At 59.0% G+C, this 24,493-nt stretch carries 28 protein-coding genes and 1 other RNA gene; 17 read left to right on the top strand and 12 right to left on the bottom strand.

From position 1 onward, the window contains the following. Positions 1-45 precede the first annotated feature (45 nt). On the bottom strand, positions 46-279 hold the full coding sequence (locus ACR0DO_RS00345; RefSeq protein WP_480556122.1) for a sulfurtransferase TusA family protein: 234 nt from the start codon (positions 277-279) through the stop codon (positions 46-48). 105 nt (positions 280-384) lie between these two features. Between ACR0DO_RS00345 and ACR0DO_RS00340 the strand changes: the two genes are divergently transcribed. The 4 genes from ACR0DO_RS00340 to ACR0DO_RS00325 all read left to right on the top strand — a co-directional run bounded on the left by ACR0DO_RS00340 (position 385) and on the right by ACR0DO_RS00325 (position 4,716). Continuing rightward, entirely contained in the window at positions 385-1,137 is a 753-nt protein-coding gene (locus ACR0DO_RS00340) for a cytochrome c biogenesis CcdA family protein (RefSeq protein WP_480556121.1), read from the top strand. A gap of 63 nt (positions 1,138-1,200) precedes the next feature. Next, the gene (locus ACR0DO_RS00335) at positions 1,201-2,415 is read left to right on the top strand and encodes a hypothetical protein (protein WP_480556120.1); all 1,215 of its coding nucleotides are present in this window, start codon (positions 1,201-1,203) and stop codon (positions 2,413-2,415) included. Then, positions 2,412-3,761: a cytochrome P450 gene (locus tag ACR0DO_RS00330; protein WP_480556119.1), complete on the top strand. Its 1,350-nt coding sequence runs from the start codon at positions 2,412-2,414 to the stop codon at positions 3,759-3,761. Before ACR0DO_RS00335 ends, ACR0DO_RS00330 begins: the two co-directional genes overlap by 4 nt. Before the next feature lie 73 nt (positions 3,762-3,834). Further along, positions 3,835-4,716 carry a fructose bisphosphate aldolase gene (locus ACR0DO_RS00325; RefSeq protein WP_480556118.1) on the top strand — a complete coding sequence of 294 codons (882 nt, stop codon included), beginning with the start codon at positions 3,835-3,837 and terminating at the stop codon, positions 4,714-4,716. A gap of 6 nt (positions 4,717-4,722) precedes the next feature. Here ACR0DO_RS00325 and ACR0DO_RS00320 read toward each other — a convergent pair whose 3' ends face one another. The 4 genes from ACR0DO_RS00320 to fumC are packed head-to-tail and all read right to left on the bottom strand — an operon-like array spanning position 4,723 to position 7,166. After that, on the bottom strand, positions 4,723-5,325 hold the full coding sequence (locus ACR0DO_RS00320; protein ID WP_170442585.1) for a DNA-3-methyladenine glycosylase I: 603 nt from the start codon (positions 5,323-5,325) through the stop codon (positions 4,723-4,725). A 58-nt stretch (positions 5,326-5,383) separates the two neighbouring features. After that, entirely contained in the window at positions 5,384-5,599 is a 216-nt protein-coding gene (locus tag ACR0DO_RS00315; RefSeq protein ID WP_480556117.1) for a ribbon-helix-helix domain-containing protein, read from the bottom strand. Further along, positions 5,596-5,772: a DUF4169 family protein gene (locus tag ACR0DO_RS00310; protein WP_480556116.1), complete on the bottom strand. Its 177-nt coding sequence runs from the start codon at positions 5,770-5,772 to the stop codon at positions 5,596-5,598. The genes ACR0DO_RS00315 and ACR0DO_RS00310 overlap by 4 nt, the downstream gene beginning before the upstream one ends. Continuing rightward, positions 5,769-7,166, bottom strand: coding sequence for a class II fumarate hydratase (gene fumC, locus ACR0DO_RS00305; RefSeq protein ID WP_170442591.1), 1,398 nt, complete (start codon positions 7,164-7,166; stop codon positions 5,769-5,771). Before fumC ends, ACR0DO_RS00310 begins: the two co-directional genes overlap by 4 nt. A gap of 252 nt (positions 7,167-7,418) precedes the next feature. On the opposite strand from fumC, the gene ACR0DO_RS00300 reads away from it, so the two are divergent. Continuing rightward, entirely contained in the window at positions 7,419-7,925 is a 507-nt protein-coding gene (locus ACR0DO_RS00300; RefSeq protein ID WP_480556115.1) for a hypothetical protein, read from the top strand. Between the two features lie 10 nt (positions 7,926-7,935). Here ACR0DO_RS00300 and ACR0DO_RS00295 read toward each other — a convergent pair whose 3' ends face one another. The 7 genes from ACR0DO_RS00295 to ACR0DO_RS00265 all read right to left on the bottom strand — a co-directional run bounded on the left by ACR0DO_RS00295 (position 7,936) and on the right by ACR0DO_RS00265 (position 12,686). Then, positions 7,936-8,394 carry a ClpXP protease specificity-enhancing factor SspB gene (locus tag ACR0DO_RS00295; protein ID WP_170442595.1) on the bottom strand — a complete coding sequence of 153 codons (459 nt, stop codon included), beginning with the start codon at positions 8,392-8,394 and terminating at the stop codon, positions 7,936-7,938. 76 nt (positions 8,395-8,470) lie between these two features. Next, entirely contained in the window at positions 8,471-9,724 is a 1,254-nt protein-coding gene (chrA, locus tag ACR0DO_RS00290) for a chromate efflux transporter (protein ID WP_480556114.1), read from the bottom strand. Further along, positions 9,721-10,536, bottom strand: a complete 816-nt coding sequence (locus ACR0DO_RS00285; protein ID WP_480556113.1) for a chromate resistance protein ChrB domain-containing protein — start codon at positions 10,534-10,536, stop codon at positions 9,721-9,723. The genes chrA and ACR0DO_RS00285 overlap by 4 nt, the downstream gene beginning before the upstream one ends. A gap of 128 nt (positions 10,537-10,664) precedes the next feature. Continuing rightward, on the bottom strand, positions 10,665-11,096 hold the full coding sequence (locus ACR0DO_RS00280) for an ester cyclase (protein WP_480556112.1): 432 nt from the start codon (positions 11,094-11,096) through the stop codon (positions 10,665-10,667). A gap of 100 nt (positions 11,097-11,196) precedes the next feature. Then, positions 11,197-11,544, bottom strand: a transfer-messenger RNA (tmRNA) gene (ssrA, locus tag ACR0DO_RS00275). A 36-nt stretch (positions 11,545-11,580) separates the two neighbouring features. Beyond that, complete coding sequence (locus ACR0DO_RS00270) at positions 11,581-11,943, bottom strand: DUF4345 family protein (protein WP_170671599.1); 363 nt, start codon at positions 11,941-11,943, stop codon at positions 11,581-11,583. Continuing rightward, the gene (locus ACR0DO_RS00265) at positions 11,943-12,686 is read right to left on the bottom strand and encodes a FadR/GntR family transcriptional regulator (RefSeq protein ID WP_480556111.1); all 744 of its coding nucleotides are present in this window, start codon (positions 12,684-12,686) and stop codon (positions 11,943-11,945) included. Before ACR0DO_RS00265 ends, ACR0DO_RS00270 begins: the two co-directional genes overlap by 1 nt. Before the next feature lie 87 nt (positions 12,687-12,773). Between ACR0DO_RS00265 and ACR0DO_RS00260 the strand changes: the two genes are divergently transcribed. The 12 genes from ACR0DO_RS00260 (at position 12,774) to bamA (ending at position 24,490) form a co-directional block, all read left to right on the top strand. Next, the gene (locus tag ACR0DO_RS00260) at positions 12,774-13,565 is read left to right on the top strand and encodes a DUF2182 domain-containing protein (protein ID WP_480556110.1); all 792 of its coding nucleotides are present in this window, start codon (positions 12,774-12,776) and stop codon (positions 13,563-13,565) included. 4 nt (positions 13,566-13,569) lie between these two features. Further along, on the top strand, positions 13,570-14,274 hold the full coding sequence (locus ACR0DO_RS00255) for a DUF1326 domain-containing protein (protein WP_480556109.1): 705 nt from the start codon (positions 13,570-13,572) through the stop codon (positions 14,272-14,274). After that, the gene (locus tag ACR0DO_RS00250) at positions 14,271-14,780 is read left to right on the top strand and encodes a DinB family protein (protein ID WP_480556108.1); all 510 of its coding nucleotides are present in this window, start codon (positions 14,271-14,273) and stop codon (positions 14,778-14,780) included. Before ACR0DO_RS00255 ends, ACR0DO_RS00250 begins: the two co-directional genes overlap by 4 nt. Next, the gene (locus ACR0DO_RS00245; protein ID WP_480556107.1) at positions 14,781-15,884 is read left to right on the top strand and encodes a dimethylsulfoniopropionate demethylase; all 1,104 of its coding nucleotides are present in this window, start codon (positions 14,781-14,783) and stop codon (positions 15,882-15,884) included. 101 nt (positions 15,885-15,985) lie between these two features. Further along, complete coding sequence (acuI, locus tag ACR0DO_RS00240; protein WP_480556106.1) at positions 15,986-16,981, top strand: acryloyl-CoA reductase; 996 nt, start codon at positions 15,986-15,988, stop codon at positions 16,979-16,981. A 188-nt stretch (positions 16,982-17,169) separates the two neighbouring features. Further along, a complete protein-coding gene (gene frr, locus ACR0DO_RS00235) occupies positions 17,170-17,733 on the top strand; it encodes a ribosome recycling factor (RefSeq protein WP_170442610.1) in 564 nt (187 codons plus the stop codon). A 9-nt stretch (positions 17,734-17,742) separates the two neighbouring features. Beyond that, positions 17,743-18,474 carry an isoprenyl transferase gene (locus ACR0DO_RS00230; RefSeq protein ID WP_170671393.1) on the top strand — a complete coding sequence of 244 codons (732 nt, stop codon included), beginning with the start codon at positions 17,743-17,745 and terminating at the stop codon, positions 18,472-18,474. Then, on the top strand, positions 18,471-19,253 hold the full coding sequence (locus tag ACR0DO_RS00225; RefSeq protein WP_480556105.1) for a phosphatidate cytidylyltransferase: 783 nt from the start codon (positions 18,471-18,473) through the stop codon (positions 19,251-19,253). Before ACR0DO_RS00230 ends, ACR0DO_RS00225 begins: the two co-directional genes overlap by 4 nt. Continuing rightward, complete coding sequence (gene dxr, locus ACR0DO_RS00220) at positions 19,253-20,425, top strand: 1-deoxy-D-xylulose-5-phosphate reductoisomerase (protein WP_480556104.1); 1,173 nt, start codon at positions 19,253-19,255, stop codon at positions 20,423-20,425. Before ACR0DO_RS00225 ends, dxr begins: the two co-directional genes overlap by 1 nt. A 4-nt stretch (positions 20,426-20,429) precedes the next feature. Next, entirely contained in the window at positions 20,430-21,782 is a 1,353-nt protein-coding gene (gene rseP / locus ACR0DO_RS00215; protein WP_480556103.1) for an RIP metalloprotease RseP, read from the top strand. 90 nt (positions 21,783-21,872) lie between these two features. Continuing rightward, positions 21,873-22,001 carry a hypothetical protein gene (locus ACR0DO_RS00210; RefSeq protein ID WP_421599880.1) on the top strand — a complete coding sequence of 43 codons (129 nt, stop codon included), beginning with the start codon at positions 21,873-21,875 and terminating at the stop codon, positions 21,999-22,001. Between the two features lie 128 nt (positions 22,002-22,129). After that, positions 22,130-24,490 (top strand): outer membrane protein assembly factor BamA, encoded by a 2,361-nt coding sequence (gene bamA / locus ACR0DO_RS00205; RefSeq protein WP_480556102.1) that lies wholly within the window; start codon positions 22,130-22,132, stop codon positions 24,488-24,490. Positions 24,491-24,493: the final 3 nt, after the last annotated feature.

Here is a 24,493-nt window from a genome sequence, read left to right as displayed (position 1 = left end):
GGCGGGCTTCGGACCCGCCTTTTTTGATACGGATGCGTTTCCGCCTCAACCTGCTTTTTGGATGAGGTAGACCTGATGCCCGTCCGCATCCTCTTGCGACAACAGTTGGTGCCCGCTTTCGGCGCAGAAATGCGGAACGTCGATGACGGCCGCTGGATCATCGGCCAGTATGCGCAATACGGCCCCAGAAGGCATGGATTTAAGGCGTTTTCTGGCTTTCAGGACGGGCAAGGGACACAGCAGACCCAGCGCGTCCAGCGTTTCGGTGGGATTTGACATGAGGTTCAGATATTTCCACTTTGCTTGACTGTCCAGCACCCGTGCACGGGGATGTGACCGAATGGCCCCGTGACGCCGCCGCTTGGATACCCTATGTGCTGAACCATGTTCGGAATTGAAATCATCGACGCGGGCCTGCTGCCTGCCATGTTCATCGCGATGCTGGGCGGGCTGATCAGCTTTCTGTCGCCCTGCGTGCTGCCCATTGTGCCGCCTTATCTGGCCTACATGAGCGGCGTGACGATCAATGAGATGCAGGATGAGACAGCGGCGCGGCGCAAGGCCACTCTGTCCGCGCTGTTTTTCGTGCTGGGCCTGTCGACGGTGTTCCTGTTGCTGGGCTTCACGGCCTCGGCCTTTGGGGCGTTTGTGCTGCAGAATCAGGTTCTGTTTGCCAAACTGTCCGGTGCGGTCGTGATCGTCTTTGGCCTGCACTTTCTGAATGTGTTCCGCATTCCGTTCCTGGATCGCGAAGCACGGATCGACGCGGGTGATTCCGGCGGCTCGGTCTTTGGTGCCTATATTCTGGGTCTGGCCTTTGCATTTGGCTGGACTCCGTGCATCGGGCCTCAGCTGGGCGCGATCCTGTCGCTGGCCGCGTCAGAGGCCTCGGTTGCGCGCGGCACCTTGCTGCTGGGTGTGTATGCCGCAGGGCTGGGGATTCCGTTCCTGCTGGCGGCTATGTTCCTGAACCGGTCGATGACGGTGATGAACCGGATCAAGCCCCATATGGGCACGATCGAGAAGGTCATGGGCGGTCTGTTGCTGTTCGTCGGCATCATGCTGATCACTGGCCTGTTCACCGAGTTCAGCTGGTGGCTGTTGGAAACCTTCCCGGCGCTGGCCAATTTCGGGTGACGTGCCGATCCGCCTTACCTTGGCCGTAAGGCTGCGCTAACCTGCGCCGCAGAAGGTAAGGGCATGAGCAGTCACACAAATCAGCCTCGGGTGCGCAGGCGTCGGGTATTCTACATCCCCGGCTATGACCCGATTCACCCGCGCCGCTATCGCGAGCTGTACCGCAAGGAAAGCAGGGCGCAGGCCGAGATTTCCGGATATGATATCTCAATTTCCCCGAAGTCGGATGAGGGGCCATTTGGCTGGCACGTTCGTTCGCATCAGGACGGCGTGGACGTTGAAGCGGATATCGATGTTCTGGTCTGGTCGGATATCGTGCGCGGCAGCATGTCGAACTCGATCCCCGCGACTTACCTCCAGCTGTTGCGGACAGCGTGGACCTACATCGGGTCCGGAGCGTTGTGGCGCCTGATGCGATTGCGTAAGGGGCCGGTGATCGCCGCGCTATATCCCGTTGGGATGCTCTTGGGACAATTGGCTTTGGCGCTTCTTGTGGTCTGGGCTGTGGCCGGGCTGCTTTGGTCGATTGCAGGGTCGTTGTCCTTGGTGCCGGCGATTGCCGCCGCATACGCTCTGCTACATTGGTTCCGCACAATCGATAACCGTCTGTTTGCCTATTACCTGATGCACGACTACGCCTATTCCGCCGCGCAGAAGGGCGCTGTTCCGGTGGAACTGAAGACCCGGTTGCAGGTGTTCACCTCCCATATTCGGCACGCGCTTGCAGCCGATGTGGACGAGGTTCTGGTTGTCGGCCATTCCTCGGGCGCGCATCTCGGGGTGACGGTTCTGGCCGACCTGATCCGCGAAGGCGGGCTGGCCGATACCGGCCCGGCGCTGTCTTTTCTGACTTTGGGACAGGTGGTGCCGATGGTTTCGTTTTTGCCCGAGGCCGAGGACCTGCGCACCGATCTGCAATTCCTGTCCGAGCAATCTGACATCACCTGGGTGGACGTGTCGGCGCCGGGTGATGGCTGCGCGTTTGCCCTATGTGATCCGGTGGGTGTCAGCGGTGTTGCGACCGACCAGAAACGCTGGCCCCTGATACTGTCAGCCGCTTTCACGCAAACCCTGTCACCGGAGCGCTGGCAAGAGCTGCGCTGGCGCTTTTTCCGGCTGCACTTCCAGTATCTCTGCGCGTTTGATCGCCCCAGAGATTATGATTATTTCCGTATCACAGCAGGCCCTTTGACTCTGGGCCAACGGTTTAACGGGCGCGCGCCTTCGAAATCACGAATCGAGCAGCCAATCTCAAAATATAGGTCGGTGCGAAAATGAAGCCGCCAAAGCCAACGCCCCGTCCGGACAAGGTTTCGTTGTGGCGCTACCTGAAACTGTTCCGCAAGGATTTGTTGTCGGCGCAACCGCAGCGGCTCTACCGCGCGTGGATGGCCGAGTTTCGTACGCCGTTCTTCCGATCTTACATGATCAACCAGCCGGAGCTTGTGGACACGGTTCTCAAGAAACGCCCCGACGATTTTCCCAAGTCCGGCCGCATCAGCGAAGGGTTGCGCCCGTTGCTGGGTGACTCGGTCTTTCTGACCAACGGAGAGACGTGGAAACGGCAACGCCGGATCATCGATCCGGCCTTTGAAGGCGGGCGGCTAAAGGACACCTTTCCGGCGATGCTGCAGGCCGCCGAAGCCTGCGTTGCGCGGTTACGAGGGCAAGCGGGTCAGGTGATCGAATGCGAAGAACTTACCAGCCACGCCGCGGCGGATGTGATTTTCCGCACCCTGTTTTCGGTCCCGATAGAACATGAGGTGGCCGCTCAGGTGTTCGAAAAGTTTCGAGCCTATCAGCGGCAACAACCTTTGCTGAATCTGGCGGCGTTTGTCCCGGTACCGCGCTGGATGCCGCGCTTGCACGCGCGGAGTACACGCCGGAACGCAAGGGATATCCGGGCGCTGATCAAGCGGCTAACGGCGGAAAGGGCTGAACTGATCGCACTGGGGCAGGCGCCCGACGATCTTGCCACCAAGATCATGACCACGCCCGATCCCGAAACCGGGCAGTGTTTCAATACGCAAGAGATGGTCGATCAGGTCGCCATCTTCTTTCTGGCGGGACACGAAACCAGCGCCTCGGCGCTGGCGTGGGCGCTGTACCTGATGGCGCTATACCCTGGTTGGCAGGAAAAGCTGAGCGCCGAGGCGTGCGCTCTGGACGATCCCAGCTTTGCCATTGCGTCAAGATTGCGCCTTAGCCGGGATGTTTTCCGCGAGGCCCTGCGCCTGTATCCTCCGGTGCCGATGATGGTGCGCGAGGCGACCTGTCCAGAACAGTTCCGGGGCAGGGAGGTCGCCAAGGGGTCGCAGATCGTCATCAGCCCCTGGCATCTGCATCGGCAAGAGCGTCTTTGGGACCGCCCGGACGATTTTGACCCCACCCGCTGGAGCACCGAAAACGGCAAGACCTGCCAGCGGCAAGCTTATATCCCGTTCTCTGCCGGCCCCCGCGTCTGCACCGGGGCCGGGTTCGCCATGGTCGAGGGGCCGCTGTTGTTGTCGATGTTGCTGCGGCACTTTCGGTTTGAGCTGGTTGCAGGCCGCACGCCCGTTCCCGTGGCACATCTGACGGTGCGGTCAAAAGACGGCATTTGGGTGCGCGTGGTTGAGCGCTAACAACCTACCATCACCCCGCGCCTTGCTGTATGCGATGAGCAAACGCGGAATCATCATTGAACGGGAAAGTCATATGTCCAAAGCAGAACAGCGCGAGCAGATGTCCAACGGCGCGGGTTTCATTGCAGCCCTGGATCAAAGTGGCGGCTCGACACCCAAGGCGCTGGCGCTTTACGGGGTTGAGGCCTCGGAATACAGCTCGGACGAGGAAATGTTCGGCGAGATCCAGAAAATGCGCGCTCGTATCATTCTGGCCAACGACTTTACCAATGAAAAAGTGATCGGCGCGATCCTGTTCGAACGCACGTTGGGTGAAGAGATCGACGGTCGCAAGGTTGCCGAATACCTGTGGTCGCAGAAGGGTATCGTGCCCTTTTTGAAAATCGACAAAGGGCTGGAGGATCAGGCCAACGGCGTCCAGATGATGAAACCGATCCCGGGCCTAACCGAGACATTGGCCCAGGCGAATGGCGTCTTCGGCACCAAAGAACGTTCGGTGATCCATGAAGCCAACGCCGAGGGCATTGCCGCTGTTGTGGCTCAGCAGTTCGACGTGGCCCGCGAAGTTGTCGCTGCCGGCATGGTCCCGATTGTCGAGCCCGAAGTGAACATCAACTCGGCCAGCAAAGCCGAGGCCGAAGATATCCTGAAGGCCGAAATCCTGCAGAACCTTGACCAACTGGCCGAGGGTCAGGACATCATGCTGAAACTGACCATTCCCAGCCAGGCGAACCTGTATGACGAACTGGCCGATCACCCGCGCGTGGTGCGCGTCGTGGCGCTGTCGGGTGGCTATTCGACCGAGCAAGCCTGCGATCTGTTGAACCAGAACGGCAAGATGATCGCCTCGTTCTCGCGCGCCCTGACCGAGGGGCTGTCGAAACAGCAATCGGATGCCGAGTTCAATGCCGCGCTTGGCGGCAATATCGACAAAATCTTCCGCGCCTCGGTCTAAGGGGCGCTAAACCGGTTTGGTGAATTCGCGGCGCATTTGCGCCGCTTTTTCACGCATGGAACACCCGATGGCGTGGTCGTTCACCAGCCCCATGGCCTGCATGAAGGCAAATACCGTGGTCGGTCCGACGAATTTCCAGCCGCGTTTCTTCAAATCTTTCGACATTGCGATGGACTCGGGTGAGGTCGACGCGGTTTGTGGCTCAGGCGGGTTGTCAGCTTCGTATCGCCAGACATAAGCGGCGATGGACCCTTCGGCTGCAATCAGCTCTTGCGCGCGACGGGCGTTGTTGATGACGGCTTCGATCTTGCCCCGATGGCGGATGATGCCCGCGTCCTGTAGCAGGTGTTCGACATCCGATTCATCAAATTCGGCTACCGCGTTGAAATCGAAGTGATTAAACGCTTTACGGAAATTCTCGCGCTTGGCGAGAATTGTGCGCCAACTGAGGCCCGACTGAAAGCTTTCCAGACACAGTTTCTCGAACAGGCGCCGATCGTCAGCCACCGGGTAACCCCATTCATTGTCGTGGTATTCAAAGAACTCGGGTGCCGCCTGACACCATGCACAGCGTGGCTGGCCATCCGGGCCGAGGACAGTCTGGTTCATAAATGTACCCTTTTTGTTCTCATTCACTCTAGGCGCATCGCCGTAATGGGCGCAAGGGTCAGTCGCGATACCAGTGCAGGATAAAAACACGAATGGCAGAGGCCAGACCAATCTCGGGGTCGCGATTTACATCAATCTCAGCCGCCAAGGCGTTGATCGGCATGCCCTTCTCTTTGGCAATGTCGCGAAAGGCCTGCCAGAACTCGTCTTCCAGAGACACCGATGTACGATGCCCCTTCAGGGTCAGAGATCGCTTGACCGGGCGGCCGCTCATTCGTCCAACTCGTGATTGTCGATGTCGCGGCGCTGTTTGTCTTGGTTGAATTTATCTTCTATCTTTTCAGCCTTGCTGCGGCCGAATTTGACAGCGTTCTGGTCCGCGCGGGCCTTTTTGTCGGCCCGCGCTTTTTCTTTTCGATACCGGTTCAGATTGACCGGTTTGCTCATTTGTCTTTCGGGCCGATCATCTGCTCGGGGCGGACAACGGCGTCAAAGGTCTCTTCATCGACAAAACCCAGCGCGATGGCTTCTTCCTTGAGGGTCGTGCCGTTTTTGTGCGCCGTTTTTGCGACGGTAGTGGCATTGTCATAGCCGATGGTCGGCGCCAGTGCGGTCACCAGCATCAGCGACTCCTTCATCAGTTTGTCGATGCGCGGCTCATTTGCCTTGATGCCCAGCAGCATCCGCTCGGTAAAGCTGTCGGTGGCGTCACCCAGCAGTTGGATCGACTGCAGCAGGTTGTAGGACATCATCGGGTTATAGACGTTCAGCTGAAAGTGCCCCTGCGAGCCGGCGAATTTCATCGCCGCGTCGTTGCCCATCACATGCGCGGCGACTTGCGTCAGCGCCTCGGCCTGGGTCGGGTTTACCTTGCCTGGCATGATCGAAGAACCAGGCTCGTTTTCCGGCAGGATCAGTTCACCCAGACCCGAGCGGGGGCCAGAGCCCAGCAGGCGAATGTCGTTGGCGATCTTGTAGCAAGAGCCTGCGATGGTCGCCAAAGCACCCGACAGGAAGACCATGGCGTCATGGGCTGCCAGCGCTTCGAACTTGTTCGGTGCGGTGACGAAGGGCAGGCCAGTGATGTCTGCCATGTTCTTGGCCACGGCCTCATCCCAGCCGTTGTGGGTGTTCAGACCGGTGCCAACGGCTGTACCGCCTTGGGCCAGCTCGTAAATCCCGGGCATCGACGCGTGAACGCGTGCAATACCTTGGCGAATCTGATGCGCATAGCCGCCAAATTCCTGCTCCAGCGTCAGCGGCGTTGCATCCTGTGTATGTGTGCGACCGATCTTGATGATGCCTGTGAACTCTTTCGCCTTGGCCTCCAGCGCCGCGGCGAACTTCTCAAGGCCAGGCAGCAGTACGTCACGCACGCTCATGGCGGTGGCGATGTGCATCGCGGTGGGGAAGGTGTCGTTCGAGGACTGACCCATGTTGCAGTGATCATTCGGGTGTACCGGGTCTTTGGATCCGATCACGCCGCCCAGAATCTCAATCGCGCGGTTGGCGATCACCTCATTCGAGTTCATGTTCGATTGGGTGCCTGATCCGGTCTGCCAGACGACCAGCGGGAAGTTGTCGTCAAACTTGCCCTCGATGACCTCTCCGGCGGCCTGAATGACGGCGTCCGCGATTTTCGCGTCCAGCTTGCCGATGGCCTTGTTCTCCATCGCGCAGGCCTTCTTGATCACGCCCAGCGCGCGCACGATGGCGACGGGCTGTTTTTCCCAGCCAATGGGAAAGTTCATGATCGAACGCTGCGTCTGGGCGCCCCAATACTTGTCGGCGGGGACTTCCAGCGGGCCAAAGCTGTCGGATTCGGTGCGGGTTTGAGACATCTGTCACTCCGGTCTGTATGCAGTCGTATGCCGTTTACCCGTAACAAAGTCATCGTGCAATCGGCCAGTTGCGCGCACCATAAACTCAAGGGCGCCAGAGGTATAGCCGGAAGGGATTGGTAAATTCGGTCCGAAACGCATTGTGCGCGCTATCGGGTCAGCTACAATAGACGGATCAACTTGATGGAGGCTAAGGTGGGCACATTAGTTCGAGCTTATCCCCTGAAAATCATTGCCTTTTCATTGGGCATATTGTTTTCGTTCGCTCTGACGGGGTTAAAAGCCCACGCTGCGGATATTGCGCCCTTTGTGGGCAGCTACGTCGGGTCCGCCAATGTTGTGGATGAAGACGGAAGCGAAACGCCACGTGACATGAGCGTGTCGATCAAAGAGTTGAAAAATGGCTTCAACGTCAGTTGGACGACCACAACCTACAAGGCGGACGGACGGATCAAGGATCAGAAATTCTCGATAGATTTCAAGCAGTCAGACCGGAGTGACGTCTTCTCGGCAGCCATGAAGCGCAACGTGTTCGGGCATGAAGTCCCGCTCGACCCGATGCAGGGCGAGCCGTTTGTCTGGGGCCGGATCGAAGGTGACACTCTGACCGTGTTCTCGTTGTTTATCGGCGAGACCGGGGATTATGAGCTGCAGCAATTTGACCGCACCCTCGCCGAGGGCGGTCTAAACCTGTCGTTTTCGCGGTTCCGCAACGGGGTGAAATCACGCTCGGTCGAGACGTTTCTGAAAAAGCAGTAGCGCCGGGCGGTTACTTTCGGAAACTGTCCAGCGAGACCACCTCGGCATCGTGGTGCATGGGTTCTTCTTCAACCTCAATCGAGTCCTCGACGATCGATTCAATCTCATCCTCGTCGTCGGGGCTTTCGAACCGCAGCCCGAATTCGACCGAGGGGTCGACGAAGGTTTTGATCGACGCATAGGGGATATACAGCGGTTCCGGCGCATCGCCAAAGTTCAGCGTGATCGCAAACCCGTCATCGCCAACCTCAAGGTTTTCGAACCAGTGCTGCATGACGATGGTCATTTCCTCGGGGTACCGCTCACGCAGCCAATCGGCCAGTTCGACGCCGTCCTGACGGGTGTCGAAAGTGATGAAAAAATGGTGCGCCCCAGGCAGGCCATTATCGGAAACGCTGGTCAGAACGGTCTTGATGAGCCCGCGCATGGCGGTGTGCATCAGGTTCCCATAGTCGATGTCTTGCGACATGTGTCATCCTCAAAAGTGGTTACCCTCAGCATAGGGGATTTCATCGGAAACGAAAGACCGCCTGTGTGAGGATTGTTTAAACGAAATACAGTCCCGTTCCTATTGCGGCCATGATCGCCAATGTGGTTGCCATTCCAAATTTAAACTTAAAAATCAATAGGCCAGCAAGCAATGTCAGGGCCAGGGCTGCCGGGTTTAGGCTTGTCAGGTCGGGCCAGGGTAATGTCACTGGTCCCCATGATGCTTGTGGGATTTTCTGGAACAGAACGTTCAGACTGAACCATACGGACAGGTTGAGAATCACACCCACGACAGCGGCGGTAATCCCGTGCAGAGCGGCGGACAATCTGGGACGGGCGGCCAGTTGATCCAGATACGGTGCCGCAAGAAAGATCCAAAGAAAACAGGGAACAAAGGTCGCCCATAAGGCAACAGCTCCGGCGGCAATGGCCAGTGGTGCGCCGCCATTGATCTGGCCGGTCAGCATGGCGACGAACTGTGTCACCAAAATCAACGGCCCCGGAGTTGTTTCGGCCAGACCCAGCGCATCGATCATCTGGTCCGTGCTGACCCAGTGATACTTGTCCACGACGGTCTGGGTCATGTAGGCCAGCACCGCATAGGCCCCGCCAAAGGTGACAACGGCGAGACGGGCAAAGAACCAGCCCAGATCGCTCAGCAGTTTTTGCCCCGTAACGCTCAGCGCGACCAGAGGCCCCAGCCACAAAACCAGCCAGAACGCAGCGGTTCGGAACGTGCCAGAGGCTTTCGGGGCGGGGGGCTTTTCTTCGGTTGATGCCTGACCGCCGAATGTAACGTACCCCCAAATCGCGGCGGCCAGAATGATCAGCGGAAAGGGTAGGTTCAACGCAAAGATGGCCAGAAAACCAAGTCCGGCGATGGCGCGGTGCTGTGTATCCGTCAACGCCTTGCGCGACAGGTTCCGAAGCGCCTGCAGGACGATCACGATAACTGTGGCCTTGACCCCCAGAAATCCCGCCTGAACCAAAGGCAGATCACCGAAGGCTGCGTACAGACCGACCAAAATTGCGATAACGCAGGCTCCGGGCAGCACGAACAACGTCCCGGCGATCAAACCACCGGTCACTCCGCGCAGACGCCAACCCGCATAGGTCGCCAGCTGCATTGCCTCGGGGCCGGGCAGCAACATGCACAGCGACAAGGCCCGCAGATAGGTTTGCTCATCCAGCCACGGGCGGTTTTCGACCAGTTCCTGATGCATCAGCGAAATCTGCGCTGCAGGGCCGCCGAAGGATAGCAGGCCGATACGACCGAACACGCGGACAAGCTCCGCAACAGATGGAGTCATGATTTGCGATCCGTCGGCCAATCGTGGTGTTCCTCGAAACCGTCCCGCGCCCAACGATACAGGGCGTCATACAGGTGCAGACCCGCCTCAAGGTTCTGATGGTCGTCCCGGTATTGGCGCGAGAGGCCCACTGAAACCGCCAGTAAACCGGCCGCCTCGGGCGCAAGGCCATGGCGATTGGTATCGGCGGCGCGGATCACCGTGGCAAGCCGGTCGAGGGCAGGGCTGTGCAACTGAAATTCGTCCAGCATGGTGTCGAAGGTGCAGCGGTCGTTTCGGTGGGACCAGAACGTATCCTCGATATCAAATGGGGTCGCATCGAAGGCTTGAGCGGTGGCGTCGACCTCGGACGGGGCCACGAACAGGAACTGCGCGTCTGGGGCCACGAAACGGCGGATCAGCCAAGGGCAGGCGATCCGGTCGATCTTGGGCCGGTGGCGCGTAACCCAAACGGTTCGGCCATCGGCACGCTTCGGCAAGGCCGAGGCGGGTATCCGCGGCGCATCCGCTGTGTCACGCCAACCATACATTCCACCTTCCAGAAATTCGGCCTTACACCCATTGCTGCGCAGCCAGGATACGACCCCTTGGCTGAGCTTCTTGCCCTTCTGGCAAATGATGACGGCGTTCTGTTCACCAACTTTGCGGGCAATGCCGTCGATATCCATGGCAGGATGGCGAACGGAACCGGGGATCAGAAAGGGATCGGCTTCAAAATCCGGATCCAGGCAAATGTCGATCAAGACCGGCGCCTGCGGAGTTCCGATCAGGCGTAGCAACTGTTTCGGTGTGATTGAATTGGGCGCGGGCATGGCATGTCTCCTGATGCAAACGGATACATGCGAAACTTGGGCTGGCGCCTCACGGGGCGTTCGCAATCTTACCCCATGACCTCTGCTTACGATCAAGCGCCAAAGGGGTCAAGATTGCGTTGTGTGCGTCACGCCCAATCCAGCCTCTGCCCGGTCATGCAGACGGGCAGGGTGTCTTGCGGAAATTGCCCGAGCTGTTCGAACAGAGAGATAAAGTCGAACTGATTATACGCCTCGACCATCCGGCCATCTTTGAAGCGCGCGATGACGCTGCCGGTAGCCTGTAACGGCGCCCCGTTATCTGCCCGGGTGGTGCTGACATGGAGAATACCGGACACCCAATCACCGTCTTCGATGATCTTCGGAAGATCGACCTTGATATCCCCCAGCACATGCCGAAAGGCCATGACCAGATCGCGAAAGTCATCCGCGCCAACCTGCATTTCGGGGATCAGCCCCTCGGCCATGGTATCGGGGGCAAAGAACTGGTCGATGGCATCAACGTTTCCGTTTTCCCAAACCTCGGCATACCAGTTTCTGAGTATATCGGCGTGTGACATCCCAGCTCTCCTTTTCCTGTTGGGCTGAGAATGAAACGAAAGGGTGAAGAAACCCTGAACGTGAACAAGATCAGAGATAAACCGCAGACATTAAGAGGGAAATGCAGGTTTCTGTTGCCAGGTACCTGCGAACCCCGCCTTACGCGGCTAGGCGCAAGGACTTAAGTTTCGGTCTTGTTACTGCTTACGCAGCAACTGCAACCGGAGCACGATTGTCGTTTGCAATTGTACTAGTTTCGCCGATAACGGTGGCAGACAGCCGAGACAAAGCTAACCCCTTTAGACGTTCGTCGATCCTGTTTCGGCCCCAGAATCCTCAAACGAAGGATGGTTGGTGGAGCCGCCGGGTACCGCCCCCGGGTCCGATCCGCTTATTACGAGCGCGTTTATGTCCATAGTCCCGAAGGACATATCCTATATAGGTGAGCAGACGCGCGGATGCAAACCGGGATTTATGAAATTCGGTTCTATTAAAAACAAATGCTTAGGCGGTTCTGTTGAAGTTCGCCAGGATCAGCCACAGCGCCAGGGCCAGCTCGATTCCTCCGAATGTCACCGCCTTGACCATGGGGGGATTGTCCAGAACGACCGAGACGAAGCGACCCAGCGCTGCCCCCGCGTAGACGACCCCAAGCATGGCGTAAGCCATCGGGTTGTTCAGCCACAGCACCGCTGCACCGGTCACCACGAACAAACCGCCGACCGAGGCGCGCATCTCGCTAAGACCCATATTGCTGTCGGTCGGCGCCAGATCCAAAGACGCGGCGGTGAACGCCGGGGCCAAGAACCCGAACAGGCCAAAGCCAATCGTCAACAAAGCGGCGATTACGTTCAGCGCTGTTACCATCATTCCTCCGCCACCACAGGCTTGCTATGTTGCTGGGCCACATCCTGCGCCAGTTTGCGCGTATAGTTTTCAAGTTCAACCAATGCCGCGTCAACTTTTCCGGCATCGCGTGCCTCCAACGCGTCGGCAATGCGATTGTGCAGGCCGATGATCTCTTCGCGGGACCGTGCTGTAAAGGTGATCATGTTCATCAAGGGTTGCATCGCCTCAACAGCCCCGGCCAGTTGATAGGACAGAACCGGGTTGCCGGCCCCATCAACCAGAGCACGGTGGAAGGCGACGTCCGAAGAACAGAATGCCTCATCCGTCAGGCCGGGTTGTGCCTGCCGGAAAATCTCGGCCCGCATGGTGGCCAGTTGATCAGCGGTTCGACGCTGCGCCGACAGCGGGGCGCAGGCGCGTTCCAGCGCAAAGCGGGCTTCGCAGGCCGTGTCGAAGCTGATCGCGTTCATCGACAGCAACAAGGTCGAGGTGGTAATTTGCTGCGAATAGGCGTCTTCAAAGCTGATCCGGTTCACGAAGGCACCACCGCTGGCGCCGCGCTGGGTGCGGATCAACGATTGTGCTGCCAGACGCTTGAGAGCCTCGCGTACAGTTGGGCGCGACACCTGAAACTGGTCGGACAGCTCAGCTTCGGATGGCAAGCGTTCGTCGACGATCAACTCTCCCGATATGATAGCATCGCGTATGGCCTGAGCGATCTGGGCTGATAAATCCGCAGGTTTTTGAGGGTCGATTTTCATATTCCGGAGCCCGTCGGTGAAATTTTTATTTGTCTGACATTTAAAAGTCTGACATTTGAAAAGCAAGGACTGAGTCGGGAGGGAAGCGTGAGTCGCGCAGTTCTACGCAGCGGATTGTGGCTGGGATTCTTCATTCTGATCCTGTGGGCGTGGTGGATGATGTTCACCATGAGCCGCGACATGGATTTGGACTGGATCGGCCGGCCCGGCCCGATGGGGCAGGCGATGGCCGCGATGGACCCGCGCATGGACATGTATATGCCCATGGCCGAATTCGGCCCACTGTTCTGGATGTGGGCGATCATGATGGCGGCCATGATGCTGCCGACGCTGGTGCCGACCCTGCGCAGTTACGAAGACCTGATCCGCAGCGCCAATGGCACCCGGGCGGGGTGGATCGGCGTTTTGACCGGGTATTTCATCGTATGGGTTGGGTTTGCCGCATTGATCACCGGAGTACAACTGGGCCTGCTGTTTGGCGGTGTCGTTGACATGTTGGGCATTGCGAAATCCGGCTGGTTCGCGGGCGGACTGATGATCGCGGTCGGAGCCTTTCAATTCACCCGCGCGAAAGAGGTCTGCCACGGCGTCTGCCACGCACCGATGACCTATTTCCTCGGCCATTGGAAAACCGGGTTCGCGGGCGGTCTGCGCATGGGGCTGGGGCTGGGCGCGTTTTGCGTCGGATGCTGCTGGGGCTTCATGGCGCTTGGGTTTGTTGGCGGTGTCATGAGCCTGTTGTGGATGGGCCTCGCGACACTGTTCATGGTTTTGGAAAAACTGCCTCAAATCGGTCACGCGGTCACGCGGCCAATGGGGTTTGCACTGATCGCAGGGGGGCTTGCCCTGCTGGTCTATCCCTTTACTTACGGAGGATAAGTATATGGCAAAAAACAGGAAACCCGAGGCCGACAGGCTGCCGATCAGCCAGCGCATTGACAGCCGTATGCCCAATCCCAAACGGCGCGAAATGAGTCCGACAGACTGGACCATCAAGGGTGAACTGATCCTGAACTGTTCATGCGATGTGTTCTGCCCCTGCGTCGTGTCGCTGGGCGCGCACCCGCCGACCGAGGGGCATTGCCATGCGTGGATGGGCGTCATTATCGACGAAGGTCATTATGAGGGCGAGGACCTGTCGGGCCTGAACGTGGGTCTGCTGGTCGATATTCCGGGCCGTATGGGAGAGGGCCAGTGGAAAGTTGCCGCCTACGTAGACGAGCGCGCCAGCGGCAAGGCCTATAATGGGCTGCTGCAAATCTTCAGCGGCCAGGCGGGTGGCACCACGGGCCTGTTCACCATGCTGGTGAGTGAGATCATCGGGGCCGAGCGGGCTCCGGTCCAGATCGAGCGTGACGGCAACAAGCGTCGGATCGTGATTGGCCGCAAGATTCAGGGCGAGATCGAGATGTTGGCTGGCAAGGACCCTGAGCACCCGGTGATGGTCTCGAACTCGAAATACTGGATGGGTCCCGACATTATTGTGGCGCGCGGCACCAAGTCCAAGGTGCGCGACTATGGTCGTGTTTGGGATTTCGGGGGCAAGTCTGCGGAAATCTGCCCGATCGACTGGCACGGTCCAAAATGATGATCACCGGCGCCTATGCACAGGAAATGGCGCGGTATAACCGATGGCAAAACAAACAGTTATCGGGGTTTCTGCAAGCGTTGTCGCCTGAGAACCTGTCCAAGGAGCGCGGTGCGTTCTTTGGCTCGATCATGGGGACGGCGAACCATCTGTTGTGGGGCAACTGGATCTGGGTATCCCGCTTTGACAAGGGTGAAGGTCCGGGCGGTGGTATCCCCGAAAGTGTCTCGCTGTGTACCGATCTGGCCGATTGGCTGCCCCTGTGTGAAACCGTCGATGCCCGTATCTCGGACTGGGCTGGCTCCCTGGAAGACGCGCCGCTGACCGGGGAATTCACCTGGTTTTCAGCCGCAAAAGAGACTGATGTTACATTGCCTTACGCGCAGTGTGTGATCCACATGTTCAACCACCAGACCCATCATCGGGGACAGTTACACCAGATGCTGACCGAAACCGGATCGGCCGCGCCTGTCAGTGATCTGGTCTTTATGCCCAAGGAGGCTTGAATGCCGCAGATTTCCATGTCTCGCCGGTTGCGGCGTACACCGTTTTCCGACGGGGTCGAGGCCGCCGGGGTCAAAGGGTACTCCGTTTACAACCGTATGCTGTTGCCGACGGTTTTTGAAAGCGTCGAGGCTGACTATCGCCATCTGAAGTCCCATGTTCAGGTGTGGGATGTCTCATGCGAGCGGCAGGTCGAGCTGCGCGGCCCGGATGCGGCGCGGCTGATGCAGATGCTGACACCGCGCGATCTGCGGGGGATGCTGCCGGGGCAGTGTTTCTATGTGCCCATCGTCGATGAAACCGGCGGGATGCTGAACGACCCGGTGGCGGTGAAACTGACCGATGACCGCTGGTGGATATCCATTGCGGACAGTGACCTGTTGCTGTGGGTCAAGGGTATCGCCAACGGCTATCGGCTGGACGTTCTGGTCGACGAACCGGACGTGTCGCCCTTGGCCATTCAGGGACCAAAGGCGGATGAGCTGATGGCGCGGGTCTTTGGCGACCGCGTACGCGATATTCGGTTCTTCAAGTTCGACATGTTCGAATTTCAGGGCCGCGATCTGGCGGTGGCGCGGTCGGGTTATTCCAAACAGGGCGGTTTCGAGATTTATGTCGAAGGCTCTGACATCGGGATGCCGCTGTGGAATGCTCTGTTCGCCGCGGGGGAGGACCTGCAGGTGCGTGCAGGCTGTCCCAATCTGATCGAACGGATCGAAGGCGGATTGCTGTCCTATGGCAATGACATGACCGACGACAACACGCCGCATGAATGTGGCCTGGGCAAGTTCTGCAACACGCACACGGCCATCGGCTGTATTGGCCGCGATGCCTTGTTGCGTGTGGCCAAGGAAGGCCCCGTGCAACAGATCCGCCCGATTTCCATCGAGGGCGATGCCGTACCTCCCTGTGATCGTCCGTGGTCGGTTTTTGCGGGTGGTAAACGGGTGGGGCAGGTAACGTCGGCGGCGTGGTCTCCGGACTTTTCGACAAATGTGTCAATTGGAATGCTGCGGCTGAGCCATTGGGATGCCGGAACGGTCGTCGAGGTCGAAACACCGGACGGTATGCGCCGCGCAACGGTTCAGGAGCGGTTTTGGAATTGAGCGCGGCGGGGGGGCTGCCCCCGTCGCTGCGCGTCTCCCCCGAGGTATTTTTAGCCAGGTGACGATCGCGATCTGGCCTTGAAGAAGCGAAAGGAAATAAGATGTTCAACGCATTGGTCATGGAAAAGGACGAGGAAAGCGGGCTGGCCAGCCCAGTGGTGAAACAGCTTTCGTTGGATGATCTGCCTCAGGGTGAGGTCACGGTAGCCGTCGAGTACTCGACCGTGAATTACAAAGACGGTTTATGCACCTCTCCCAAGGGGGGTGGTCTGGTGCGCTCGTACCCGCATGTTCCGGGGATTGACTATGCCGGTACGGTCGAGGCGTCCTCGGACGATCGCTATAAGCCCGGCGACAAGGTGGTTCTGACCGGCTGGCGTGTGGGCGAGGCCCATTGGGGCGGTTACTCGCAAAAGGCAAACGCTCGGGCCGATTGGCTGGTGCCTCTGCCCGAGGGGCTGGACGCGCGGCAGGCGATGGCGGTGGGTACGGCCGGTTTCACGGCGATGCTGGCTGTTATGGCGCTGGAAGATCACGGTATGCAGCCCGGCCATGGCCCGGTTCTGGTGACTGGGGCCGCGGGTGGTGTGGGCTCGGTGGCAACAGCCATTCTGGCCAATCTGGGCTATGAGGTTGCGGCTGTCACTGGGCGCCCGGAAACGGGTGATTACCTGAAATCTCTGGGTGCGACCACAATCGTTCCGCGCGAGGAACTGAACGAGACCACCAAACGCCCGCTGGAAAGCGAGACCTGGGCGGGTTGTATCGACGCGGTGGGGGGCGAGATGCTGGCGCGCGTGCTGGGTCAGATGAAATACGGCGCTTCGGTCGCCGCGGTTGGTCTGGCCGGCGGTGCGGGCCTGCCTGCAACGGTGATTCCGTTCCTGCTGCGCGGGGTCAATCTGCTGGGTATCGACAGCGTCATGCAGCCCTATGAAAACCGGGTGCGCGCCTGGCAGCGCATTGCAACGGACCTGCCCATGGGCAAGCTGGAAGCGATGGTTCACCGCGCAACCCTGGGTGACCTGCCGCAATTGGGTGCCGATATCCTGAAAGGTCAGGTCAAGGGCCGCGTCGTTGTTGACGTAAACGCCTGATCGGCAAGACGAACCTCGAGACCGGTCGGCCCATGTGCCGATCGGTCTTTTTTTGTCTCTGAAACGCCCGGAAAATGCCGGAAACACCTCTGGCCATTGGCGCATTTCCGCATCATGATTGCTATACATCCCACCTGCGATGGCTTATGAGCCATGCAAACAGCACCTGAAGACGGGGAGTGAGCAGCATGTCTGACGATTTCGAACTGGATACCGATGATCTGAAACGGCGCATGGAAGGCGCCATGTCCAATCTCAGAACCGAATTTGCCTCGCTTCGGACCGGGCGGGCGTCAGCCTCGATGCTGGAGCCGGTCATGGTCGATGCGTATGGATCGATGACGCCGATCAATCAGGTCGGAACAGTCAATGTGCCCGAGCCGCGCATGGTTACCGTCAATGTCTGGGACAAGGGGCTTGTCGGCAAGGTTGAAAAGGCAATCCGTGAAAGCGGTCTGGGGATCAACCCGCAGCTGAACGGTACCATCATCATGCTGCCGATTCCCGAACTGAACGAAGAGCGCCGCCGTGAGCTGGGCAAGGTCGCTGGTCAATATGCCGAACACGCCCGGGTTTCGATCCGCAACGTCCGCCGCGACGGGATGGATCAGATCAAGAAAGCCAAGGCCGACGGCATGTCCGAGGACGATCAGAAGTTCTGGGAAACCGAAGTTCAGGACCTGACCGACGAGATGATCAAATCCGTTGATGCCGCGCTTGAGACCAAGCAGGCCGAGATTATGCAGGTCTGAGACCGGGATATGCTCAACGCCCCACATACTGAGCCCGCGAACGGGCCGCGCCATGTCGCTATTATCATGGACGGGAACGGTCGCTGGGCGCAGGCGCGTGGCCGGCCAAGGCTGTTCGGACACCACGCCGGTGCGCGGCGGGTGCGCGAAGTGGTCGAGGCCTGCCCGGGGCTTGGGATCAAGTATCTGACGGTTTTTGCCTTTTCGACCGAGAACTGGAAACGCACACAGGCCGAGGTTGCAGGGCTGATGAGCCTGTTCCGGCGCTACATCATCAAGGAGACCCGGACCCTGAAAAAAAACGGGATTCGGGTGCGCTTTATCGGGGATCGGGTGCGGCTGGATAAGAAGCTGACCGAGTTGATGGATACGCTGGAAGAGGAAACCAAGGACAACGATCTGGTTCATCTGACGGTGGCCCTGAACTATGGCGGGCGGGATGAGGTTGCGCGCGCCACCAAACGACTGGCACGGGACGTGGCCGAGGGGCGTCTGCGGCCCGAAGACGTGGATGAAGAAACTCTGCCCAAGTATCTGGATACGCACGTTGTTCCTGACCCGGATCTGGTCATTCGAACCAGTGGTGAGGCGCGGATTTCAAACTTTCTTTTGTGGCAGTCAGCCTATTCGGAATATGAATTCATCGACACGCTGTGGCCCGATTTCACCGCAGCGGAACTGGAACGGTTGTGCCGCAACTTCGGGTCCCGTGAACGCCGCTTCGGGGCAGTTCCCGCATGAGTGACGGCCGATGGTCTGACCTGACCGCAAGGGTTCTGTCTGCGGCTGTGCTGGTCCTTGTCGGCTCTGTCGAAGTCTGGCTGGGCGGCTTGTGGTTCGAAGCCTTCATCGGGATCGCCTGTGGTCTGATGACCTGGGAACTGGTGCGGATGATCGACCCGGACAAAACCGGGGCAGCCATACAGCTTGGCATTCTAACCGGGGTGGCGGTTGTGCTGAGCTATCATCTGCCGCCGCTTTACAAGCTGCCGGTTCTGATTGCTCCGGCCTTGGTAGGGGCGGGGCAGATCAGCCGGTCCAAGACGACCTACGCGCTGTTTGCGATCTGGATTGCAGCGGCTGGGCTGGGGTTCATCTCGATCCGCGAGAATATGGGCTTTGGCTGGATGGTCTGGCTGATCTCGGTGGTGGTCGCGACGGATGTAGCCGGGTATTTCGTTGGTAAAACCTTTGGCGGCCCGAAATTCTGGCCCAAGGTCAGCCCCAAGAAAACATGGTCCGGCACTGCCGGCGGATGGGCTGCCGCAGCCATCGTTGGTGGCATGTTCGCCATCCATGCCGGGTTCGGTTTCATGTTTGTCGTGATCTCGGTGATGGCGTCAATGGCCAGCCAGGCTGGTGATATCGTCGAGAGCGCAACCAAGCGGAAGTTTGGCGTGAAGGACAGCTCGAACCTGATCCCGGGCCATGGCGGCTTTCTGGACCGGTTCGACGGCATGATGGGAGCGGCCTTGTTTGTTCTGATCGCGGGCCTGATCTATTCCCCCGGGGGCATGTGATGCGCAAAGTCTCGATTTTTGGCGCGACCGGCTCGATCGGGCAGAACACCATTGATCTGATCGACCGGAATCCGTCGGCTTACGACGTTGTGGCGCTGACCGGCGGGGCGAATATCGAAAAACTGGCCGAAGATGCGCGCCGCCTGAATGCTGATGTGGCCGTGACCGCGCATGAGGATCGGCTTGAGGATCTGCGCGCCGCATTGTCCGGCAGCGGTGTCGAAGCCGTTGCGGGGCAGGCGGCCCTGACTGAGGCCGCGGCGCGCCCGGTTGATTGGGTCATGTCCGCCATTGTCGGGGCCGCCGGACTGCCGCCGGGGCTTGAAGCGTTGAAACAGGGCGCGACGCTGGCGCTGGCCAACAAGGAAACGCTGGTCTGTGCCGGGGCGCTGGTGCTGGAAACCGCGCGGGCGCATAACGCGCGCCTATTACCCGTGGACAGCGAACATTCGGCGGTGTTTCAGGCTCTGGTCGGTGAGGATATGGACGCTGTCGAGCGGATCATCATCACCGCCAGCGGTGGCGCCTTCCGCGACTGGCCGCTGAGCGATCTGGCCAGCGCGACGGTCGAGCAGGCCTCGAACCATCCCAACTGGAACATGGGGCAGCGGATCACAATCGACAGCGCTTCGATGTTCAACAAGGCGCTGGAGCTGATTGAAACCAAAGAGTTCTTTGGCGTCTCACCAGATCAGATCGAGGTGCTTGTCCATCCAGAATCCATCGTACATTCGCTGGTCGGGTTCAACGACGGGGCGGTCATGGCACATATGGGTGCGCCGGACATGCGTCACGCGATCGGCTATGCTTTGCACTGGCCCGAACGGCGCGACCTGCCGGTCGAACGCCTGAACCTTGCCAAACTGGGTCAGTTGCGGTTTCAGGAACCGGACGAAGCACGCTATCCGGCCTTGCGTCTGGCCCGCAATGTGATGCAGCGGGGCGGCCTGTCCGGCGCGGTTTTCAACGCCGCCAAGGAACGCGCGCTGGATCACTTTATCGCGCGTCGCGTCGGCTTTCTTGAGATGGCTGATATTGTCGAGGCCGTTCTGAATAGGTTCGAGTCGTCAGACGGCCTTTTTGATGCCTCATTAAACCTTGATAACGTGCTGCAAACGGACCATCTGGCACGTAAGTGGGCCGATGAGGCCGCCATCCAGACAGCAGGATAAAAACTTGGACCTACTCTCTCTGATCCCTCAATTCGGCAACCTGCTGTATACCATCTTTGCCTTTGTCATCGCGCTGTCCGTCATCGTCGCGGTGCATGAATACGGCCATTATATCGTCGGTCGGTGGTCCGGTATCCATGCCGAGGTGTTTTCGATCGGGTTCGGTCCGGTGTTGTGGAGCCGCGTCGACAAGCGCGGCACCCGCTGGCAGATCGCCGCGCTGCCATTTGGCGGATATGTCAAGTTTCTGGGCGACTCAAACGCCGCGTCCGGCAAGGACGAAGAGGCGATGCAGGAAATCACCAAGCAAAGCCCCGAAGAGCTGCGCCGTACCATGCATGGCGCGCCCCTGTGGGCGCGGGCGGCCACGGTTGCCGCAGGCCCGGCGTTCAACTTTGTGATGTCCATCCTGGTGTTCGGCCTGATCTTCTTTTCTCAGGGCGTGACCCGGGAACCTTTGACTGTTGGCAAGCTGTATCCTTTGCCCGGGACGGCACAGCAATTGCAGGACGGTGATGAGATCGTGGCCATTGCGGGCATCACGGTGCCTGATTTTGATCAGCAGGGGGCCTGGTCCGATTTCACCGACGCTCTGCCGGTTGAGCCCGCCCTGGATTACACGGTGATCCGCGACGGGCAGACGATGGATGTGTCCGGTCCCTGGTTGTTTCCACCGCTGATCCAGCAGGTTGCTCCGCGCAGCGCCGCGATGGATATCGACCTCAAATCCGGCGATGTTATCACGGCGATCAACGGTGAGCCGGTCTTTGCCTTCGGGCAGCTCAAGGAACATGTGGAAGGCTCGGACGGTAAGGTCCTGCTGCTGGATGTCTGGCGCGACGGGGCCGAGCTTGAATTCGCGCTGGCTCCGCGCCGCACCGATGAACCGCAACCCGAAGGCGGATTCGTGACCCATTGGCGGATCGGAATCGTCGGCGGCATGGCTCTGGAACCGGCGACGGAACCGGCGGGCCTTGTAGACTCGCTGTCCGGAGGCGTAAGGCAGACCTGGCGCATCATTGACGGATCGCTGTCAGGCGTCTGGCACATGATTACCGGCGCGATCAGTACCTGCAACATGTCCGGTCCTATCGGTATTGCCGAAACTTCGGGCGCAATGGCCAGTCAGGGGGCGCAGAGCTTTATCTTCTTCATCGCGGTTCTGTCGACTGCCGTTGGGCTTCTGAACCTGTTTCCGATTCCGGCGCTGGATGGCGGCCATCTGGTCTTCTACGCTTACGAAGCCGTCACGGGCAAACCGCCCAGCGACAAGGTTCTGGGTGTTCTGATGGGGGTCGGCGTATCACTGATCCTAGGGCTGATGATCTTTTCGGTGACAAACGATCTGTTCTGCTGAATGTGGCGGGGAGTGCATGGAAAAGCCGCAATTCCGCCTCAATTCACGCGTAGATTTCAGACCCGAATGTTAACCGTGTCAGAGGTTGTTATGTCCAAAGCCTTGCGTAAATCAGCCGAAAGTGTTCGATACCTGTTCGTGTTGAACTGGGACATGCTGCTGTTTTTTGGCGCGACCGCAGTCGCGATGGGCGGTTGGGCCTACCTGATCACCATGTGATTCTCATCACCTGTTGTGAAAACCCCACGAGGCGGCCCAAGTGGCCGCTTTCTTTTTTGGTCTTTTGACAAGAATTAATAATCTCGCTACTCAGCTATAAAGTCCAAAAAAATTGGGTAGTGAAAAATATGACTGAAAGGCGAGGCGCGGGCACATCCTGCGGGGGGCAAAAGCCGGAAAACAAGATTTTGTGGCGGTCACTAACGTTTTTTTTCCTTCTGACATTGGTAAGTTTCCTGCCTGCACCGCAGGCTGCATGGGCGCAGACCTTTGTCATCAATTCCTTCGACGTCGAAGGCAACCGGCGCATCGAAACTTCGACCATTATCGCACGGACCGGCATCGAACCGGGCCAGTCGGTAACCGCCGGTCAGTTGAACGATGCCTATCAGCGTTTGCTTGACAGTGGTGTTTTTGAGACAGTCGAACTGACACCGCGCGGCAATACGCTGCTGATCGAGGTTGAGGAATATCCGACCATCAACCAGATCAGCATCGAGGGAAACCAGCGGGTCAAGGACGACGTCCTGCTCGAGGCGATCACCTCGCAGCCGCGGCGTGTCTTTACGCCTCAGGTCGCGGAAACGGATGCGGATCTGATTGCAGAAATCTACTCGTCGCAAGGGCGGGTGTCCGCAACGGTCATTCCGCGCATCATCCGCCGCAGCGACAACCGGGTTGATCTGGTTTTCGAAGTCGCCGAAGGCACCACGATTGAGGTGGAGCGCGTCAGCTTTGTCGGCAACCGTGCCTATTCAGACCGCCGCCTGCGCCGGGTTCTGGAAACCAAGCAGGCCAACGTTCTGCGGACTTTCCTGCGCGGCGACACTTTCATCGCCGACCGGATCGAGTTCGACAAACAGGTCATTCGGGATTTCTATCTGTCCCGCGGTTATGTGGACTTCCGAATCAACAGCGCGAACGTCGAATTCACCCGCGAACGAGACGCGTTTTTCCTGGTGATGAACATCACCGAAGGGCAGAAGTTCTCGTTCGGTCAAATCAGCACGGTCAGCGAAATTCCGGGCGTGGACCCGGCTCCGTATCAGGATGCGCTGAAAATCCGGCCGGGCGTGACCTATACGCCTTCTCTGGTTGAAAACTCGATTGCCCGGATGGAGCGTTTGGGGATCAAGCAAGGTGTCGATTTCCTGCGGGTTGAACCGCGCGTCACCCGCAATGCGCGAGATCTGACGCTGGACGTTCAGTTTGTCCTGACCCGCGGACCGCGTATCTTTGTCGAGCGGATCGATATCGAAGGCAACACCACGACGCTGGACCGTGTGATCCGCCGTCAGTTCGACACGGTAGAAGGCGATCCCTTCAACCCGCGCGAAATCCGTCAGGCCGCCGAACGTATTCGTGCGCTGGGGTTCTTTGCGGTGGCGGATGTCGAGCCGCGTGAAGGATCGACGCCCAGCCAGGTGATCGTGGACGTTGACGTCGAAGAGCAGCCGACCGGCTCGCTGAGCCTGGGTGGTAGCTACTCGGTTTCCGACGGTTTCGGGATCGCGATCGGGCTGCGGGAAACCAACTTCCTTGGGCGCGGTCAGACGGTTGGATTGACACTGTCGACTGCGCAGGATGCCGAGCAATATACGCTGAACTTCACCGAACCCTATCTTCTGGGGCGCAAACTGCGCTTTGATCTGGGGCTTGGTCTGTCGTCGACCAACTCGAGCTTTGCCAGCTATGACACCGAGACACTGTTCTTCCGGCCTCAGCTGAGCTACGCCATTGGCGAGCTGTCGTCGCTGCAGTTGCGTTACGGCTGGGAAAACAGCGAAATGACCCAGCAGGATGATGAGGTCAACGGCGCTGTCATTTCTTCGGAAATCGATCAGGGTGAGCGTTCGACCAGTTCACTGGGCGTGTCCTACGTATATGACAGCCGTCTTGGCGGTCTGAATCCGAACGCAGGTGTGCTGTTCGAAGCCGGTATCGATGCGGCCGGTCTGGGTGGAGACAATGAGTTCTACAAGACCACCGCCCGTGGTATCGCCCAGACCCGCGTCTGGAACGAAGAGGTTGTACTGCGTGCATCGCTCGAAGTGGGTGCACTGCACTGGCGCGGCGATGACTTCAGCCGCACACTCGATCGCTTTGTTCTGGGGCCGAGCGTCTTCCGCGGGTTCGAGCCTGCGGGTATCGGTCCGCGCGATCTGTCGAACGGTCAGGATGACGCGATCGGTGGCAATTACTATTGGGTTGCGCGGTTGGAATCGGACTTCCCGTTGGGCCTGCCCGAAGAGCTGGGTCTGCGTGGTGGTGTGTTCTATGACTTTGGTAACCTCTACAACCTCAATGACGTGAACACCGCGGGCGCGGACATCGTTGGCGAAGACGGCTCGATCCGTCACGTGATCGGTGTCTCGGTTCTGTGGGAAACACCGTTCGGTCCGCTGCGCTTCAACTTCTCGAAAGCGTTGAAGAAAGAGGACTTCGACAAGGAGCAGAACTTTGACCTGACGGTTCAGGCCCGGTTCTGATCC

This window comes from Ruegeria sp. AM9, assembly GCF_056540565.1.
The sequence above is the reverse complement of the archived record's forward strand: the minus strand, read 5'-3'. Positions and strand labels throughout refer to the sequence as shown.